This is a genomic window from Hyphomonas sp. CACIAM 19H1 (assembly GCF_003325995.1).
GTDB classification, from domain to species: Bacteria; Pseudomonadota; Alphaproteobacteria; order Caulobacterales; family Hyphomonadaceae; genus Hyphomonas; species Hyphomonas polymorpha.
On sequence record NZ_CP016437.1, the window covers coordinates 701,885 to 719,808 of the forward strand.

At 61.3% G+C, this 17,924-nt stretch carries 15 protein-coding genes; 9 read left to right on the forward strand and 6 right to left on the reverse strand.

Features of this window, described 5'->3' with window-relative positions:
• Positions 1 to 208: 208 nt before the first annotated feature.
• Positions 209 to 1,291, reverse strand: a complete 1,083-nt coding sequence (locus tag BBF93_RS03420) for a GGDEF domain-containing protein (protein ID WP_035593423.1) — start codon at positions 1,289 to 1,291, stop codon at positions 209 to 211.
• Positions 1,276 to 1,545: a hypothetical protein gene (locus BBF93_RS19740; protein ID WP_233349255.1), complete on the reverse strand. Its 270-nt coding sequence runs from the start codon at positions 1,543 to 1,545 to the stop codon at positions 1,276 to 1,278. The genes BBF93_RS03420 and BBF93_RS19740 overlap by 16 nt, the downstream gene beginning before the upstream one ends.
• Before the next feature lie 620 nt (positions 1,546 to 2,165).
• Between BBF93_RS19740 and BBF93_RS03430 the strand changes: the two genes are divergently transcribed.
• The 5 genes from BBF93_RS03430 to der all read left to right on the forward strand — a co-directional run bounded on the left by BBF93_RS03430 (position 2,166) and on the right by der (position 7,354).
• On the forward strand, positions 2,166 to 2,747 hold the full coding sequence (locus tag BBF93_RS03430) for an NnrU family protein (RefSeq protein WP_114104960.1): 582 nt from the start codon (positions 2,166 to 2,168) through the stop codon (positions 2,745 to 2,747).
• 57 nt (positions 2,748 to 2,804) lie between these two features.
• Entirely contained in the window at positions 2,805 to 3,632 is an 828-nt protein-coding gene (gene panB / locus BBF93_RS03435) for a 3-methyl-2-oxobutanoate hydroxymethyltransferase (protein ID WP_114104961.1), read from the forward strand.
• An 81-nt stretch (positions 3,633 to 3,713) separates the two neighbouring features.
• Complete coding sequence (locus BBF93_RS03440; RefSeq protein ID WP_114104962.1) at positions 3,714 to 4,430, forward strand: hypothetical protein; 717 nt, start codon at positions 3,714 to 3,716, stop codon at positions 4,428 to 4,430.
• Positions 4,427 to 5,776 (forward strand): PQQ-binding-like beta-propeller repeat protein, encoded by a 1,350-nt coding sequence (locus BBF93_RS03445; protein WP_114104963.1) that lies wholly within the window; start codon positions 4,427 to 4,429, stop codon positions 5,774 to 5,776. Before BBF93_RS03440 ends, BBF93_RS03445 begins: the two co-directional genes overlap by 4 nt.
• A 51-nt stretch (positions 5,777 to 5,827) precedes the next feature.
• Positions 5,828 to 7,354 (forward strand): ribosome biogenesis GTPase Der, encoded by a 1,527-nt coding sequence (der, locus tag BBF93_RS03450; RefSeq protein WP_114104964.1) that lies wholly within the window; start codon positions 5,828 to 5,830, stop codon positions 7,352 to 7,354.
• 15 nt (positions 7,355 to 7,369) lie between these two features.
• Here the strand turns inward: der and BBF93_RS03455 are convergent, their stop codons facing one another.
• The 3 genes from BBF93_RS03455 to cysD all read right to left on the reverse strand — a co-directional run bounded on the left by BBF93_RS03455 (position 7,370) and on the right by cysD (position 11,444).
• A complete protein-coding gene (locus tag BBF93_RS03455; RefSeq protein ID WP_114104965.1) occupies positions 7,370 to 8,440 on the reverse strand; it encodes a mannose-1-phosphate guanylyltransferase in 1,071 nt (356 codons plus the stop codon).
• 89 nt (positions 8,441 to 8,529) lie between these two features.
• Complete coding sequence (cysN, locus tag BBF93_RS03460) at positions 8,530 to 10,461, reverse strand: sulfate adenylyltransferase subunit CysN (RefSeq protein WP_114104966.1); 1,932 nt, start codon at positions 10,459 to 10,461, stop codon at positions 8,530 to 8,532.
• Positions 10,461 to 11,444 (reverse strand): sulfate adenylyltransferase subunit CysD, encoded by a 984-nt coding sequence (gene cysD / locus BBF93_RS03465; RefSeq protein WP_114104967.1) that lies wholly within the window; start codon positions 11,442 to 11,444, stop codon positions 10,461 to 10,463. Before cysD ends, cysN begins: the two co-directional genes overlap by 1 nt.
• 178 nt (positions 11,445 to 11,622) lie before the next feature.
• On the opposite strand from cysD, the gene glmS reads away from it, so the two are divergent.
• From glmS to BBF93_RS03485, 4 genes are all read left to right on the forward strand, one after another.
• The gene (gene glmS / locus BBF93_RS03470) at positions 11,623 to 13,449 is read left to right on the forward strand and encodes a glutamine--fructose-6-phosphate transaminase (isomerizing) (RefSeq protein ID WP_114104968.1); all 1,827 of its coding nucleotides are present in this window, start codon (positions 11,623 to 11,625) and stop codon (positions 13,447 to 13,449) included.
• Between the two features lie 114 nt (positions 13,450 to 13,563).
• Entirely contained in the window at positions 13,564 to 14,580 is a 1,017-nt protein-coding gene (gene galE, locus BBF93_RS03475) for a UDP-glucose 4-epimerase GalE (RefSeq protein ID WP_233349256.1), read from the forward strand.
• Between the two features lie 29 nt (positions 14,581 to 14,609).
• Positions 14,610 to 15,536 carry a hypothetical protein gene (locus BBF93_RS03480; RefSeq protein ID WP_162786389.1) on the forward strand — a complete coding sequence of 309 codons (927 nt, stop codon included), beginning with the start codon at positions 14,610 to 14,612 and terminating at the stop codon, positions 15,534 to 15,536.
• Between the two features lie 96 nt (positions 15,537 to 15,632).
• The gene (locus BBF93_RS03485; protein ID WP_114104971.1) at positions 15,633 to 16,784 is read left to right on the forward strand and encodes a DegT/DnrJ/EryC1/StrS aminotransferase family protein; all 1,152 of its coding nucleotides are present in this window, start codon (positions 15,633 to 15,635) and stop codon (positions 16,782 to 16,784) included.
• Between the two features lie 21 nt (positions 16,785 to 16,805).
• Here the strand turns inward: BBF93_RS03485 and BBF93_RS03490 are convergent, their stop codons facing one another.
• Complete coding sequence (locus BBF93_RS03490; protein ID WP_162786390.1) at positions 16,806 to 17,738, reverse strand: methyltransferase domain-containing protein; 933 nt, start codon at positions 17,736 to 17,738, stop codon at positions 16,806 to 16,808.
• Between the last annotated feature and the right edge of the window lie 186 nt (positions 17,739 to 17,924).

Sequence of the window (17,924 nt, forward strand, 5' to 3'; positions counted from 1 at the left end):
CTTGTCAAAATGGATCTGAAAATCAAAAGCGGTTAACATTGCCAGACTCTTGGGGCCCCTGAATTAGCGCCCACATTAGCTGATCTGGGTTAAAGCTCCGCCCGGATGCACCGGGAGAGTTTCAGCAAGCTGATTAAGCCCTTGTAAGGAGTTGGGCCGTCCTGACCTCCCGGCATGGTTGGCCGGGCGGCGCCCCTCGCTCGCCGGATTAACCAATCCCCGGCGCGCAGACGCGGTTGCGGCCCTTGGTCTTGGCCTCATAGAGGAATTTGTCCGCTTTCTGCATCAGTTCGCGGGCAGACATTCCCGGTTCGTATTTCGCCACACCGAAGGAAGCCGTCACGGCGGGCAGGGGCGCGGGTGCTCCTTCCAGCTGATGCACGGTCTTGCTCAAAAGGTGCTTGATGTTCACCAGCCGGTTATAGGCTTCCATAAGCTGGCTGCCGGGAAAGAGGATCGCAAATTCCTCGCCGCCATGCCGGGCCACCAGCCGCGGCTCATCCGCGCTGGACGAAATCAGCCGCGCAAAATTCTGCAGCACCACATCGCCGGCCTCATGCCCGAAGGTGTCGTTCAGCGCCTTGAAATGATCAAGGTCGGCCATCGCCACGCACAGCGGCTCGCGCGTGCGGGCGGCATGCTCGATGGCTTCTTCCAACGTCTTGTCAAAGGCGCGGCGGTTGGGAATGGAGGTCAGAGGGTCACGCAGGCTCTGGGTGCGTACTTCATCCAGCTGCTCGCTGAGGGTCGTGATGAGGCTCTGAGACCGGGCAAGGCCCTGGTTCAGCTCCTGCGTCATCGCGCTCATCCGGCGGTTTTCCTCGATCAGTCCGGAGACCAGTGAATTGAGCTGCTCGGGCGAGGCGGCCGCCTTGGGCAGGTCCTGCTCCAGCGTCGTCAGGGTGGCGGAAAAGGCCGAGTTCTGCTGCAGGCTGGTGCCGATCACGGCCAGCACTTCCTCAATCTCGTCGCCAATCGCCTGGCTGAGATCATGAGTTGCAAAAACGCTCTGCTCCTCGGCCAGATAGGCCTGGAACAGCAATTCGATATCATAGGCGGAAATCGTGTCCTGCCCCAGCAGCAACTCGTCAATCTCGGCTACCAGCGCCGGATCAGACTTCGTCGAATAGGCAAACCACACCGCATAGGCATTGGGGTAGGGCGCGGTCTTGTATTTCTCGCTGAGCTGAAACACCCGCACGGCAGCCTTGCACGCTTCTCGAAAATCCAGCTGGGCTCTGGGGTCAGAGGCAGTGGCCAGCGGGGTCCGGTCGATCAGTTGCGCGCCCATGTTGGGTCTATCCAGTCATTGTCAGATGTTATGTCGTACCAGAAGAGGGTTTGAGGACGGTTAATACCGGTTACGGTGTTTTTTTTCGCCAAGGTTGCCGGGATTGTCCGAAACTGTCCTGGATTGTCCGGATTGGCCAAATTCTGATCCTGAATGTCTTTGGAGCAGGCTTGGCTTTTTTGAGAAGTTTCCAGAAAAAACTCCAACCGCGCAGCCCTATCCAACAAAATTCCGCTCAAACCTGCAGCAAACACGCGGGAAAAACTTTATTTCCCCACCCCCTCCGCAGGCGGACGTATACTGCAAGGCATGTCGCCTGAGATCGCCCGCCTGTATGCCCACGTATTGCCAGTCTTCTGGCCATACCTCTGGCTGCAGCTGCGCTGGATCTTCAAACGTCAGGATGGTGAACTCCGTACCCTGCTGATCTCGGTCAGCAAATGGGGCCACGTTTATATCGTCCAGGCCGGCGATCATGGGCGTGCCTACAGGAAACCCGCCGCCGTAAAGCCGAGCTGGGACGATCCCGTCTGGGAAAGCCACATCGCGCCGAACCTCGTTGGCGGTTCTTTGAAAGACTCCCAAAATCCTCCAACGGACGAAATCTCTCTATCTGGCTCTGTCATCTTCCCCTGCCTGCGGGGGAGGTGCACCGCAGGGGCGGAGGGGGGAGCCCCATACCCCGACACCTCCTAGCCACATCCCCCCGTCATCCCGGAAATCGCGAAGCGATTATCCGGGACCCCTCTCTCCGCCATTTCCCCAAAACCGGCCGCGCTCCCGCGCGTTCCGGCCCTTCGTGCTGCCTCAAACGCGCCGCTTCCCGCCATTCTCCAATCGGTTTACCGTGCGCCAAACGCTGGGAGGCACCGCCATGACCTATCTCATTCTGGGGATCATCATCTTTTTCGGAGCGCACCTGTTCAGCGCTTTCCGCGGCCGCGCGCCGGGAAAGGATCTGAAGGCAAAGCTCGGATACGGCCCTTATATGGGCCTCTACAGCCTGGTCTCGGCGGTCGGCCTTGGCCTGATGATCTGGGGCTTCGGTGCCGCCCGGCCCGCGCCCATCCTCTACACCCCGCCCACCGGCCTTGCGCATCTCAACCTTGCCCTGATGCTGCCGGCGATGATCCTGCTGGCCGCCGCCTATCTGCCCACGGGCCGCATCAAGAAAGCGGTAAAGCATCCGATGCTGGCGGCGGTGAAGATCTGGGCGCTGGGCCATCTGCTGGCCAATGGCGAGCTCAATTCGGTCCTCCTCTTCGGCAGCTTCCTCGCCTATGGGGTGATTGACCGGATTGCCGTGAAAAAGCGCGGCGATATCGGCCCCGGCCCGGACGCGCCGGTTTCCGCCATCGGGGATATCGGCGCCGTGGTCATCGGGGCAGGGGCGTATGCGGTGATCCTCCTCTGGCTCCACCCGATCCTCTTCGGCATGCCCGCCCTGCCACAGTAACCGGCCGGGCAAAGGCATTGCTTGCCCGGCTCGTTCTGACCGGGTAATCGCAGGGCCATGTCAAAACAGACCCAGACGACCCGCAAGACCGTCAAGGACATCGCCGCCGCCAAGGGCGCGACGCCGCTTGTCATGTTGACGGCTTATGACGCCCCGACCGCCGCGATCCTCGATCCCCATTGCGACATTCTTCTGGTGGGCGACAGCCTCGGCATGGTGGTCCACGGGCTGCCCTCCACGGTCGGCGTCACGATGGAGATGATGATCCTGCATGGCCAGGCTGTCATGCGCGGCTCGCAAAGCGCCATGGTCGTGGTCGATATGCCCTTTGGTTCCTATGAGACGAACGCCGATCAGGCCTTCCTGAACGCCGTGCGGATCATGAAGGAAACCGGCTGCCAGGCCATCAAGATCGAAAGCGGCGCCTATGCCGCCGGCCAGATTGCTCACCTCGTTGAGCGCGGCATTCCGGTGATGGGCCATATCGGCCTGCGTCCGCAGGCGATCAATGTCGATGGCGGCTTCCGCGCCAAGGGCCGCACCGATGGCGAACGCGACCGGGTCATTGCCGAGGCCAGGGCCGCCGCTGATGCCGGCGCTTTCTGCATCGTCATCGAAGGGGTCGCTGAAGACCTTGCCGCTGAAATCTCGGCCGAAGTCAGCTGCCCCACCATCGGGATCGGCGCGTCGGCGGCCTGTGACGGCCAGGTTCTGGTGACGCAGGACATGCTCGGCCTGTTCGACTGGACGCCGAAATTCGTCCGCCGCTACGCCGATCTGCGGGCGGCGATCGACGCTGCAGCCGCAGAATATGCAGCAGATGTGCGCGCCCGGCGCTTCCCGGGCACGGCTGAAACCTACAGCCTGCGAAAACAGGGGGCTTAACAGCGCTGATCCGTTGCAGGCCCGCCTTGGGCCGTCTAGGTTCGCGCCCGAGTCCCCCAACAATCCCGCCGGAGCCCCTGCGTGAGCGACATTTTCACTGAAGTTGACGAAGGCATTCGCCAGGAAAAGCTGGGAAGCCTTTGGAAGAAATGGCGGCCCTTCGTATATGGCGGGGTGGCGGCTCTGATCATCGGCGTCGCCGTCAACGAGTTTGTGCTCGCCCCCCAGGCCGAAGCGCGCCGCGAAGCCCGCGCGCTGGCTCTGGAAAACGGTATCCGCGCGCTGGAAGACGCCCGCTATGCCGAGGCTGAAGAAGCCTTCACCAAGATCATGAACGAGGATGCCAAGCTCGCCCCGCTGGCGGCCCATTTCCTCGCTCAGACCAAGTATGAAGGCGGCGGGGATGCCGCTGGCGCAGCCGAGCTGCTCGCCTCGGTCGGCGGCGTTGAAGGCGGCCCGTATGAGCGCCTTGCGCTGCTGAAATCGGCCTACTTCAAGGCGGACGAGCTGAGCCTGGCAGACCTCGAGACAACCCTCGGCAGCCTCGTGACCGATGACAGCACCGTCGGCGCCCTGGCACGGGAACTGGTGGCAGCCAAGGCCTATGAGGCCGGCGATTTTGCCCGCGCCCGTACCGAATACAACCGCCTGCGCCTCGACGCTTACGCGCCGCAGGGGCTGGTCCGGCGCGCCGAGATCGCCCTGGCGGCAATCCCGGTGCAGACCGGAACTGAAGAAGCAACAGAGGCCGCGCCTGCCGAGACGGCACCGGCCGAGCCGCAGGAGACCGGCCAATGAAGTTTGCCCGCACCATTCTTGCCAGCACGACGCTGGCGGCTGCGCTCGCCCTGTCGAGCTGCAACAGCCTGCCAAGCTTTGGCAACAACAAGAAGGCGGAGCAGACCGCTGAAGAAAGAGCTGGCCGTCTGGCGATGGTGCTGGATGATGAGCAGGTAACGCCCGAGCCCGGCCTCGCCGGCGTGGCAATCGACCTGCCGCCGGCCATATCGGTCAATGCCTGGCCCGAAGCGGGCGGCAACCCGGCCAAGGTTACCGGCCATATCCAGGCCGCGCAGGATCTGAGGATCGACTGGCGCCGTTCGGCCGGCAAGGGTTCCAACAAGCGGTCAGCGCTGACCTCTTCCCCGGTCACCGATGGCAACCTTATCTATGTGCTCGATTCCCAGCAGACTGTGCGCGCCATGCGCCTGTCGGATGGCGGCTCGGTGTGGTCCGAACGGCTGAGGGGCCTGTCGCGCCGTGACAAGGCCGCCGTCGGTGGCGGCCTGGCGGTTTCCGGCGATACGCTGGTGGTCGCCAGTGGCTACGGCTATGTCGCTGCCCTGAACGCGGCAAATGGTGACGAAAAATGGAAGCGCCCGCTTGGTGCGCCTATGACCGGGTCGCCCACGATTGCTGATGGCCGTGTGTTCATCAATTCCAACAACAACGAAATCTTCGCCCTTGATCTGGCCACCGGCCAGACGTTGTGGAGCGATCAGGCCATCTCCGAAACCGCCCGGGTGCTCGGCAGCCCGAGCGTTGCTGCGGTCGAAGAGTTCGTGATTGCGCCTTTCTCCTCCGGCGAGATCATTGCCTATCTGGCGTCCAATGGCCGCCGCCTGTGGACCGATGCGATCCAGCAGGCAGGGGGCTTCACGCCGATTTCCGAGATCAATGATATCGGCTCCCGTCCGGTCCTCGGGGCGGGCCTCGTCTTCGCCTCCAACCAGTCGGGCGCTACCGTGGCTATTGACGGCCGCACCGGCACCCGCGTCTGGGGCAAGACCGTCGGCTCCACCCGCGCGCCCGCCCTGGCTGGCCGCTACCTGTTCGTTGTCGGCATCAATGGCGAACTCGCCTGCCTCGACGCCCAGAATGGTGATGCGTTCTGGGTGACGGAGCTGCCGCAGTTCAAGAATGAGAAGAAAAAGAAGAACCGGATCAGCTATTCTTCCCCGATTATCGCCTCTGACCGGGTTCTGGTGGCCTCTTCAGAGGGGGAACTGCTTGCATTCTCCACGCAGACGGGGCAGCAGACCGCTTCGCTGAAACTTGGCGATACGGTGTATCTTGAGCCCATCGCGGCTCAGGGTAAGCTTTACATCCTGACGGATAAGGCACGCCTGATCGCCATCAGATAATTCGGGCCGGGGCGACCCTCCGGCTCATAGCCGCTGCGGAGGGCGTCTGCCTTGCCATTGAAGCTCGCCATTGTCGGCCGGCCAAACGTCGGTAAATCGACCCTTTTCAACCGTCTGGTTGGAAAGAAGATTGCGCTTGTGGATGACCAGCCCGGCGTGACCCGTGACCGCAAGATGGCCGAAGGCCGCCTTGCCTCGCTGCCCTTGTCGCTGATCGACACTGCCGGTTTCGAGAATGTGAAGGATGACAGCCTGGAAGCGCGGATGCGCGCCCAGACCGAAGCGGCCATTGCGGAGGCTGATCTTGTGCTGTTCCTGGTCGATGCCCGCGTCGGGGTGACGCCGGAGGACGAAACCTTCGCTGCCCTTCTGCGCAAGGCAAACCTGCCGGTCGTGCTGGCGGCCAACAAGGCTGAAGGCCGCGCCGGGGAAGCGGGCGTGTTCGATGCGTTCAGCCTTGGCTTTGGTGAACCGGTGGGCCTTTCGGCCGAGCATGGCGAAGGGATGGCCGAGCTTTACGACGCTATCCGCAACGCCCTGGGCGAAGAGGCCTTCGAGCGTGCGCTGGAAGAGGCCGAGCCTGACTATGCCGGCGGCGCCGGCGACGACATTCTCGACAAGCTCGCCCATATCGACATTGAAGACACGACGATGTCGGATGATGAGCTGGTCGCGGCCATCGAGGCAGCCGATGTGGATACGCCTGCCGCGCCGGTGCAGGCAGACCGGCCGATCCGTCTGGCCATCGTCGGGCGGCCCAATGCCGGCAAGTCGACCCTGATCAATCAGCTGCTGCAATCTGACCGTCTGCTGACGGGTCCGGAAGCGGGGATCACGCGCGATTCCATTACCATCGACTGGGAATGGGAAGGGCGCCAGATCCGTCTTGTGGATACTGCAGGCCTGCGCCGCAAGTCCAAGGTTCAGGAACGGCTGGAGCGGATGTCTACCGCCGAGACCATCCGTTCGCTGAAATATGCCGACATTGTTGCCCTCGTCATGGACGCGCATGAGGCGATGGAGAAGCAGGATCTGCAGATCGCCGACCTCGCCCTGCGCGAAGGCCGGGGGCTCGTGCTCGTCATCTCCAAATGGGATACGGTTCAGGATACGGACGCTGCTGCGCGGCATATCCGCGACATGGCAAACCGCCTGATGCCAAATGCGGGTGGCGCGCCCGTGGTGTTCCTCTCCGGCCTGACCGGGCGCAATACCGAGAAGCTGATGCCGGCGGTGGTAAAGGTCTACAAGGACTGGACCGCGCGGGCGAAGACTGGCGACCTCAATCGCTGGCTGCGTCATACCGTTGAGCATCACCCGCCGCCGAGTGTGCAAGGCAAGCGGATCAAGCCGCGCTATATGGCGCAGATGAAGGCGCGCCCGCCAACCTTCGTGCTGATCGCCTCGCGCGGTGATCAGATGCCGGAGGGTTACAAGCGCTATCTGGTGAACGGTATCCGCGAGGCGTTCGACATGCACGGCGTGCCGATCCGGCTGTTCGTGCGCCAGGGCAAGAACCCCTATGCCGGCAAAGTCGGCCCGGATGGCCCGCCGCGTTACAAGCGCCGCAATGAGTAGCCGGGGGCGGGTCCTTTAGAGATAGCGGTCCAGCCCGCGATCCTTCAGGATCTGTACCACCTTGCCGACATCCTGCGCGCTGTCCTTTGAAGCGACGAGAACGCGCTTGCCATCGGCAACCACAACAAGGTCTTCAACGCCCACCAGCGCGACCAATATGCCGTCTGCGGCATGTACGACGCATTCGCATGCGGAGATGATGATCGGCTCAGGGGAATTTGTGCGGGCTGAAACATCGCCAATCACCGTCCAGGTGCCGATATCGCTCCAGGCGCACTCCAGCGGTGCATAGACGGCGGCTCGGTCGGTCTGCTCCATGATCGCATAGTCGATCGACGTGCTGCGGATGGTGGCGAAAATGTCCGGGTCCAGAAAGAACCGCGTGCCTTCGGTGCGGGCAGCGTTGAGCGCCCGGGAAGACGTTTCCAGAATATCGGGCGCAAATGCTCCCAGTTCGGCCAGAAGCGTGTCTGCATCGAACAGGAAGATGCCGGCGTTCCAGCTATACTGGCCGCTGGCCAGATAGCTCGCGGCGGTGGCGAGATCCGGCTTTTCCTTGAAGGCGGCAACGCGCGAGACCGGCCCGGACAGCGGGGCGCCGGCCTGAATATAGCCAAAGCCGGTTTCCGGCCGGCTGGCGGCAATGCCGAATGTGGTGATGTAGCCGGCCTGCGCGGTTGCGGCGGCCGTGCGGATGGCATCGGTGAAGGCGGTTGGCCGCCCGATATAATGATCCGAGGGAACAAGCAGGCCGAGCCCGCCGGGAAATCGTCCGGCGATCACGCGCGCGGCAATCGCTGCGACCGCCGCAGTGTTTTTTCCCATCGGTTCCAGCAGAATGGCGGACGCTTCCGCGCCGATTTCGGCCAGTTGTGCCTCGATCAGATCGGCATAGGCGGCATTACTGATGATGATCGGCTCTGCGAAAGCGCCTTCGCAATCCGGCGTCCGAAAGCGCAGGACCGTCTCCTGGAACACCGATTTGTCCGAAACGAGGCTGTGAAACTGCTTTGGACGCGCCTTGTCAGATGCCGGCCAGAGCCGTGTGCCCGCACCGCCGCACATGATTACAGGGTGGATTCTCATGCTCAACTCGCATCACTGCTGCCAGCGGGCGAGAATGCCCGTCGGCGCAGGATATGCAATCTGCGGGCCACGCAGGGGCTGAACCTGCCTCAGATACCGCTGCCGGGGCCGTCCCAGATGCTCAGGAAACCGAGCTTATCCAGATAGGCGAAGATCTCTTCGGCCGCTTGGTCAGCGGTCCGGTCTGCGGTGCTGATACGGATTTCCGGGTTCAGGGGCGGCTCATAGGGGCTGTCGATGCCGGTGAAATTGCGGATCTCGCCAGCCCGTGCCTTCTTGTAGAGACCTTTGACATCGCGCGTTTCGGCCACTTCCAGCGGCGTATCCACATGGATCTCGATGAATTCGCCCTCCGGCATCAGGCTGCGCGCCAGCTGCCGTTCGGCCCGGAAGGGGGAGATGAACGAAACCAGCGTGATCAGGCCGGCGTCCGACATCAACCGCGCCACATTGGCAACGCGGCGGATGTTTTCCACCCGGTCGGCATCGGTAAAGCCAAGATCGCGGTTGAGGCCGTGGCGCACATTGTCTCCATCCAGGATGAAGGTGTGACGGCCATAGGCGAAGAGGCGCTTCTGAAGCGCATTGGCGATGGTGGACTTGCCCGAGCCCGAAAGCCCGGTGAACCAGAGGACCGCCGGGCGCTGGCCTTTCTGTTCGGCAAGGGCATCGCGGCTGATGTCGAGCGCCTGCCAATGGATGTTGGAGGCGCGGCGCAGGGCAAAGTCGATCAGGCCCAGGGCGACGGTGTCATTCGACTGGCGGTCGATCAGGATGAAGCCGCCGGTTTCGCGGTTGTCCCTGTAGGGATCAAACGGGATCGGCTGGTCCAGCGACAGGGTGGCAACGACGATCTGGTTCAGCTCAGCCGTGCGCGCGGAGGTTTCCGTCAGCGTATTGACGTCGATACCATGCTTGGGCGCGTTGACTGTTGCGGTGACCGTCTTGGCGCCTGTCTTCAGAATATAACGCCGGCCCGGCAGCAGCGGCTGCTCGTTCATCCAGAGCAGATGAACCTGAAACTGGTCAGAGACCTCCGCAGGCTGATCGGCAGACACGATCATGTCGCCGCGGGAGGTGTCGATTTCGTCAGCGAAGGTCAGCGTGACCGATTGGCCGGAGACGGCCTCGGCCAGATCACCGTCAGCTGTGACGATACGAGTGATAGTGGTTTCACGGCCGGAGGGAAGCGAGCGCACCTTGTCGCCCGGTTTCACGCTGCCGCTGGCGATCTGGCCGGCGAATCCGCGAAAATCGAGGTTGGGGCGGCTTACCCACTGAACCGGAAGACGGAAAGGCCGGGCAGCGCGTTCGTCCTCGATTTCGACGCTTTCGAGATATTCGATCAGGCTCGGGCCGTCATACCAAGGCGTCTCGGGCGAGCGCTCGGTCATGTTCGTACCCGCCAGCGCGGAGAGCGGGATCGGCTGGATACTGACCTTTCCGGGAAGACCCTCGGCAAAGGCCATATAATCGGCCACGATGTCGTCGAAGATGGCCTGATTGAAGCCGATCAGGTCCATCTTGTTCACGGCCAGTACCAGATGGCGGATGCCGAGCAGGCTGGCGATGAAGCTGTGCCGCCGGGTCTGGGTCAGCACGCCCTTGCGCGCGTCGATCATCAGGATAGCGGCGTCCGCCGTGGAAGCGCCCGTCGCCATATTGCGCGTATACTGCTCATGGCCGGGCGTGTCGGCAACGATGAACTTGCGTTTCTGAGTGGCGAAGAAGCGGTAGGCGACATCGATGGTGATGCCCTGTTCGCGCTCGGCAGCGAGGCCGTCGACGAGGAGGGCAAAATCGATGCTGTCGCCCTGGGTGCCAACCTTTTTGGAATCGTTTTCCAGCGCGGCAAGCTGGTCCTCGAAGATCATCTTGGAATCGTAGAGCAGCCGCCCGATCAGCGTGGATTTGCCATCATCCACCGATCCGCAGGTGATGAAGCGGAGCAGGGACTTGTTCTCGTGCGCTTCCAGATAGGCGCCGATGTCGGAGGCGATGAGATCATCATTGAGGCGCATCAGAAATAGCCTTCCTGCTTCTTCTTCTCCATCGAGGCGGACTGGTCCTTGTCGATGGCGCGCCCCTGGCGTTCGGAGGTGGTGGTGAGGAGGATTTCCTGGATCACTTCGTCAAGCGTCGCCGCGCTGCTTTCCACAGCGCCGGTCAACGGATAGCAGCCAAGCGTCCGGAAGCGGACGGATTTGACTTCTGCCCTGGCAGCAATATCTGCCGGCACCCGGTCATCATCCACCATGATCAGCGTGTCATTCCATGTCACGACCGGGCGGGGCGCAGCGAGATAGAGCGGCACAAGCTCAATGCCTTCCCGGCGGATGTATTGCCAGATGTCGAGTTCGGTCCAGTTTGACAGCGGGAAGGCGCGGAGGCTTTCGCCCTTGTGCATCCGCGTATTGTAGAGGTTCCAGATTTCCGGGCGCTGACGTTTCGGGTCCCAGCGGTGGCCGGCGGAGCGGAAAGAGATGACACGCTCCTTGGCGCGGGATTTTTCTTCGTCGCGCCGGGCCCCGCCAAAGGCTGCATCGAAGCCGAATTTGTCGAGCGCCTGTTTCAGCGCGGCGGTCTTCATCACATCGGTATGGTAGGCCGAGCCATGGCTGAAGGGGCCGACGCCTTCGCGCACGCCGTCTTCATTCATATGCACCAGAAGCTCCAGCCCCAGCTCCTTCACCTTGCGGTCGCGAAATTCGATCATCTCGCGGAATTTCCAGCCGGTATCGACATGCAGCAGCGGAAAAGGGGGCTTGGCCGGATAGAAAGCCTTCATCGCCAGATGCAGCATCACGGCCGAATCCTTGCCGATAGAATAGAGCATCACGGGCTTTTCGCATTCGGCCGCAACTTCCCGCAGGATGTGGAGGCTTTCCGCTTCAAGCCGGTCAAGATGGGTCAGGGTGGGCAAGGCTACTGGTCCTGTTCTGGCACTGGCGCGTTCCGTAGCGGGCCTTGTGGCGGGAAGGAAGGCTCTGTGACGGCTCCGCATTGACCCTTCAGTAAAGCTAAACGAAAGCAGGCGCGGCGCCAGACCGGAATCTGCCGCAATCGGTGTCACAAATGCACATAAATCGTCATTGTGCAGCCCGACTCCCGGGGTTTATGGAAACGGTCAAACCCATGGCAGAGCATTTGCTGGGCTGGACCAGAGAACCGGAGCACCGATCATGTGTGGTATCGTCGCGATTGCAGGCAAGGATGAAGTAGCGGGCCGCCTGGTCGATGGCCTCAAGCGGCTGGAATATCGCGGATATGACAGCGCCGGCATCGCTGTGGCCGCCGCAGCCGGAGTTGAGCGCCGCCGCGCCAAGGGCAAGATTGTTAACCTTCAGGAACGCCTGACCGAAAGTCCCCTCAAGGGTTTCACGGGCATTGCCCATACCCGCTGGGCCACTCATGGCGCGCCAAATGAGACCAACGCCCACCCTCACCAATCCGGCTCGGTCGCCATCGTTCATAATGGCATCATCGAGAATTACCGCGAGCTGCGCGAAGACCTGGAGAAGCGCGGCCGGACTTTCGAGTCGGAAACCGACAGCGAAGTGATCGCCCAGCTAATCGACGCCTATATGGCCGAAGGAAAGGACCCGGTTGCCGCTTTCGAAGAGGCGCTGAAACATTTCGAGGGCGCCTTCGCTATTGCCGCCATCTTCGCCAACGACCCGGAACTCGTGATCGGCGCCCGCAAGGGTTCGCCGCTGGTGCTCGGCTATGGTGAGGACGAGATGTATCTCGGCTCTGATGCCATCGCGCTGGCGCCGCTGACGCGCGACGTCACCTATCTGGAGGAAGGCGACTGGGTGGTGCTGCGCCGCAATGCCTTCGATATCCGCAATGTCCGCGGCGAGCGGGTAAACCGTCCGCGCGTTACCTCTGCGGTCAATGACGCGCTGATCGAGCGGGGCGAATATGATCACTTCATGCTCAAGGAAATCCACGAGCAGTCGGAATCCCTCGCCCGATCGATCATGCCTTATATCAACCAGGCCGATCAGACGATCAGCATCCCCGAAGCGGCCCGGTCGCTGTTTGCCGATGCTGACCGCGCTGTGGCGATCGCTTGCGGCACGGCCTATTACTCCGCCTTCACCGCGAAATACTGGTTCGAGCAGATCGCCCGCCTCGCCTTTGAGCCGGACATCGCTTCGGAATTCCGCTATCGCCGCCCGGTTCTGCCGGTAAAAGGTCTGTCAATTTTCGTAAGCCAGTCGGGCGAGACGGCCGACACGCTGGCCGCGCTGCGCTATTGCCGCGAAAACCGCACGCCGGCGATTGCAGTCGTCAACGTGCCGGAAAGCTCGATTGCGCGGGAAGCCGCCTCCATTGTGCCCACCCATGCGGGCCCGGAGATTGGCGTTGCCTCGACCAAGGCCTTTACGGCACAATTGTCCGTACTCGCCATTCTGGCGCTGTCGGCCGCCAAGGCGCGCGGACATCTGCTGCCCGGCGATGAGGTGAAATTCGTCCGTAGCCTGCTGGCCCTGCCGCGCAAGGTGACGCAGGCTCTGGAATGCGCCGCTCATGTCAAGGAAGTTGCCAAGCATATCGCCGGCAAGCGCGACATTCTCTTCCTTGGCCGGGGCCGGTATTACCCGCTGGCGCTGGAAGGCGCGCTGAAACTCAAGGAAGTCTCCTATATCCACGCCGAAGGCTATGCCGCCGGCGAGTTGAAACACGGGCCGATTGCCCTGATCGAGAAGGGCCTGCCGGTCATCGTCGTGGCGCCGAAGGACGAACTTTTCGAGAAGACGATCTCGAATGTCGAGGAAGTGCGCGCGCGCGGGGCTGAAGTGATCCTGATCTCCGACGCCGCCGGAATCAAGGCAGCGGGCAAGCGGGCAGATCATGTGATCGAGCTGCCCGAAGGCGACGAAATCTCGCTGCCCATCCTCTCGGCTATTCCGTTGCAGCTTTTGGCTTATTATGTCGCCCTGACGCGCGGCACCGATGTGGACCAGCCGCGCAACCTCGCCAAATCGGTGACGGTGGAATAACGGGCAGGGCCGCGGGGCTTTTCGGCAGTGTTCTGTCGGCTGAAGGGGGCCTGTTAACGGTCGCCGATATAGAATGGCGCGGATGGGCCGGGGGCCGTGCCGGATAAAATTCGAATGTGGCGGTTGCGTATGCAGGGGAAGGTTCTTGTCACGGGTGGCGCTGGATATGTCGGCAGTCATTGTTGCCGCGCCTTTGCCGAGGCTGGGTGGGAAGTTACGGTTTTCGACAATTTTGCCACCGGTTGGCGTGACTTGGTGCGCTGGGGCGGGATGATCGAGGGTGACCTGAATGAGCCGGCAGACATTGAGGCGGCCTTCCAGAAGGTGAAGCCTGATGCGGTTGCACATTTTGCCGGCTCGACGCTTGTGGGTGAGTCTGTTCACGAGCCGGAAAAATATTATCGCAACAACACGGTCACGACGCTGAACCTTCTGGAGGTCATGCGCCGACATGATGTGCGCAACATCATCTTCTCTTCGACCTGCGCGATATTCGGCCGTGCGCAGACGAAATATCTGGCTGAGGATCATCCCCTTAACCCGATAAATCCCTATGGAATGTCCAAACTGATGGTTGAGCATATGCTGGCCGACAGTGACCGGGCACATGGAATCCGCTCCGCCTGCCTGCGCTATTTCAATGCTGCCGGCGCCGATCGTGACGCGCTGACGGGCGAACGGCATGTGCCGGAGACCCACCTTATTCCGCTTGCGCTGAAGGGCGCATATGATCCGGATTATGCGTTTAGTATCTTTGGGGATGATTTCGACACGCCCGACGGCACTGCGATACGCGACTATATCCATGTGGAAGACCTGGCTGAGGCACATCTGCTGGCGTTGAACGCCTTGCGGGCGGGCGCCCCCAGTAATGTGTTCAATCTGGGCACCGGGCGCGGCACCAGCGTTGCCGAAGTCGTTGCGGCGGTAGAGAAGGCCACCGGGCAGACCTTGCCACGCAAAATTGGACCGCGCCGGGCGGGAGATCCGCCGCGCCTGGTCGCGGCGCCGGACCGCGCGGCTGAAACTCTCGGTTGGAAGGCGCGCCGTTCGGATATTGACTCGATTATCCAGTCTGCACTTGCCTGGCACCAGAAAGACTGGGCAAGAAAAAGAACAGATGCCGGATAATGGCATCGGCCAGCAAGGGAGAATGAGACGTGCCGGGAGTGGATCTGGCTGAAGTTGAGGCCCGCATTGTCGGGCAGATCGGTGAGCGCGGCCCACAGCTGGGTAAGGAACTCGCCTTCGCGATGCCGGATATTCCGGTGCTGGCGCTGTGGCAGGCCTGCTTCCGCAGCCAGTCGTTTCTGATCTCCCACTTTGCCAGCTACTATCTGCGCTATGATATTACGCGGGAGGATCAGGTGCGGCTCAGCCCGTCGATCCTGCGAGACTTCCTCTCCTTCACCCTCTTCGGCCTGCCGGGCCAGCGCGAGCAGATGATTGAGCGGCAGGGCTCTCTCTCTAATACCCACCGCGAGATCAGCCGCGAGAAAATCGCGCTCGCCCAGGCGGCCATGAAGGCAGTGTTCCTGAAACTCGGCCGCGAAACCCGCAGCCAGCTTTGCGCCTTCATTGCTGGCGATCTTGCTTATTTCCTGGCCCATAACGAGCCGCGCGAACACGCCGCGTCGGGCGAAATGGTGAAGGGCTCTGATGTCGACATCGTCATCATCCTTTCCGATGCCTTACCCGAACAGGTGAAGGAGACCATCGATTCAGAGATGGTGCGGCTCAAATCCATTTACCTGCGGCACCCGGATTATCGTCAGGAAATCGACTTCATCACCAAGCGCCAGTCTGTGATGGAGCGCCAGTTTGGGTATGGCGATATTCATGACAAGATTGCGAGCAAGATTGCCTATGAATCCATGTTCCTTGGCGGATCGCTGACGCTTTATCTGGAAGTGCGCGAAGCGATGTCGCGGCTTGGGGTCGACAAGTTGATCGAGGGCGATTTTGACCATGCCCTCAAGGACCGCAAGAATGCGATGCGCAAGCTGTTGCATGTGGACGCTTCCAACATCGACGACGAAACACGATCATTGTTCTATTTCTCTCAGGAACGCGTAGAGTTTTCCTGACACAGGCTGAAACCAAGTGTGACTGGAAAGCGCGCGCGAGCCGCGCCAAACAGCGCCGGCAAGCGCTTGCTGGCGCAAGATCAGGAAACCGGACCCATGCAATTCATCGACCTTCAGGCTCAGCGCCGCCGCATTGAAAACGAGATCAATACGGCCGTGCAGCGCGTGATTGAGAGCGGGCGGTATGTGCTTGGCCCTGAAGTGGGCGAACTGGAAACGCAGTTAGCCGCCTGGTGCGGTGCGAAACACGCGGTCTCCTGTGCCAATGGCACGGACGCGCTCGCGCTCGCGCTGATGGCGTGGGAGCTGAAGCCGGGGGACGCTGTTTTCTGCCCAAGCTTTACCTTCGTGGCAACCGCGCAGGTGGTGCCCTGGCTTGGGGCAACGCCGGTCTTCGTCGACATTCTGCCGGACACGTACAATATGGATCCGGCCAGCCTTGAGGCGCAGATTGCGCAGGTGAAGGCGGAAGGAAAACTCACGCCGCGCGTTGTCATCGCCGTAGATCTTTTCGGGCAGCCTGCGGATTATCCCGCGATCAAGGCGATTTGCGACCGGGAAGGGCTTAAGCTGATTGCCGATACAGCTCAGGGTTATGGCTGCACGCTGAATGGACGCCATCCCTCCGATTGGGCTGATATTGCCACGACAAGCTTCTTTCCGGCCAAGCCGCTTGGCTGTTATGGCGATGGCGGGGCGATTGTGACCAATGACAGCGCGCTGGCGGAACTGATTGAGTCGCTGCGTGTCTATGGCAAGGTGACGCCGACGGACGCCGCGCAGCGCAACTTCCATCATGACCCGAAATACCTGTCGCTCCGGGTGGGGATGAATTCACGGCTGGATACGATCCAGGCTGCGGTCCTTCTGGAGAAGCTCAAGATCTTCGCCGATGAGATCGAGAAACGCGAAGCAGTTGCCAATCGCTATTCGCAGGCTCTTGACGGCAAGGTGCGCCGTGTTCCGAAGGTCATCGCGGGCGGGCAGAGTGTGTGGGCGCAATATGTGATCGAGCATGAACGCCGCGATGGCCTGCAAGCCCATCTGACGGCGCAGGGTATTCCGAGCATGGTCTACTATCCCGTGCCGATCCACCAACAGGATTTTGCCGCGCGTTTTGCGCCGCCTGCGGGCAGCCTGCCGATGACGGAAGAGGCCAGCCGGCATGTGCTGGCCCTGCCGATGCATCCTTATCTGAGCACGGAAGATCAGGGCCGGGTTATAACCAGCGTGCTCTCGTTCAACTAAGCCGCCGGGCCTTGAGACAAATTACGCAAAGCGCTCGCGCAGCTTTCGGAGAGGTTGCGTGATGCGCCAGGACGTCGATGCTTTCAGGGCGTCGATTTCTGCTCTCAATGAATGGATTTCGGCTTCCATGGCCGAGGCATCGGCAAAAATGGCTTGAGCCCTGCGGAGATCATCCAGTGCGGCCCCAATAGAGGCACTGCGGTTTGCCCGATCACCGGATTTGCGCAGATGGATCAGAAATTCCATTTCGTCCTGCGGGGAATCCAGGAAGTTGACCACTTCAAAGGGGAAGAGGTCAAGCCGATCCAATAGAACCAGGCATTTGAGAAAGCTCTCGGGTGTGAATACCCAGCAATGACAGTCCAAATACCTTCCGGTTTCGTGGATTTCCTTGGCTTGCGCGAAGGCGACTTCCACATTTTCCGGGCCAACCGGGCGCAGGGCATTGAGATCAGGATACCCTCTCCATGCTTCCTGCGTATCCACATGGCGCCAGAGTGACGTGAAGTCGAATTTCTGGGCGGGCGTCGGTATACGGCGTTTTTCCAGATATGCCTGGATCAGCTCCCCGGCCGTGCTCTCGGGCCTGAGTATGTCGAATGTGTAGCGCCGGTCGGGGATCGCCAGAGAGAGATACCCCTCTTCACACAGGGCGTCATGTATCTCCCAAAGCCAGCCGATCACGTCCGGCACGTGTTCGATAACATGCACCGCGACCACATAATCGACAGGCTTGCCGAGACAGTCGGCGAGGGGCTTTTCACCCCAAACGATGTCTACCTCAACAATGTCTTCCGGCTGGACCGAATCTGAAAACTGATTTGCCCGCAGATGTTCGGTATCGGCATAGTCGACATACAGGACGTCGCCTTCATTTTTTCGAATAAGCGGATTGCACAGCGCGCCAATTTCGACACCCCGCATCTTCGCAGGGGCGATCGGCCCCAGGATCAAGGACCGCCGATGATAGGCCGGGTTTGCGCCTCCCAGTGCCATTTCCGCATCCCCTTTTTACAAATGAGAGTTGCTGAAACCAGCATCGTGCAGGCCTGCCATTTTCGTCAATGTTTTAGTTGATCCGGGCGATGGCCGCCGGCATGAGGCCATCGCCCGGTTGAACGCTGAAAACTGTAGCGCTTG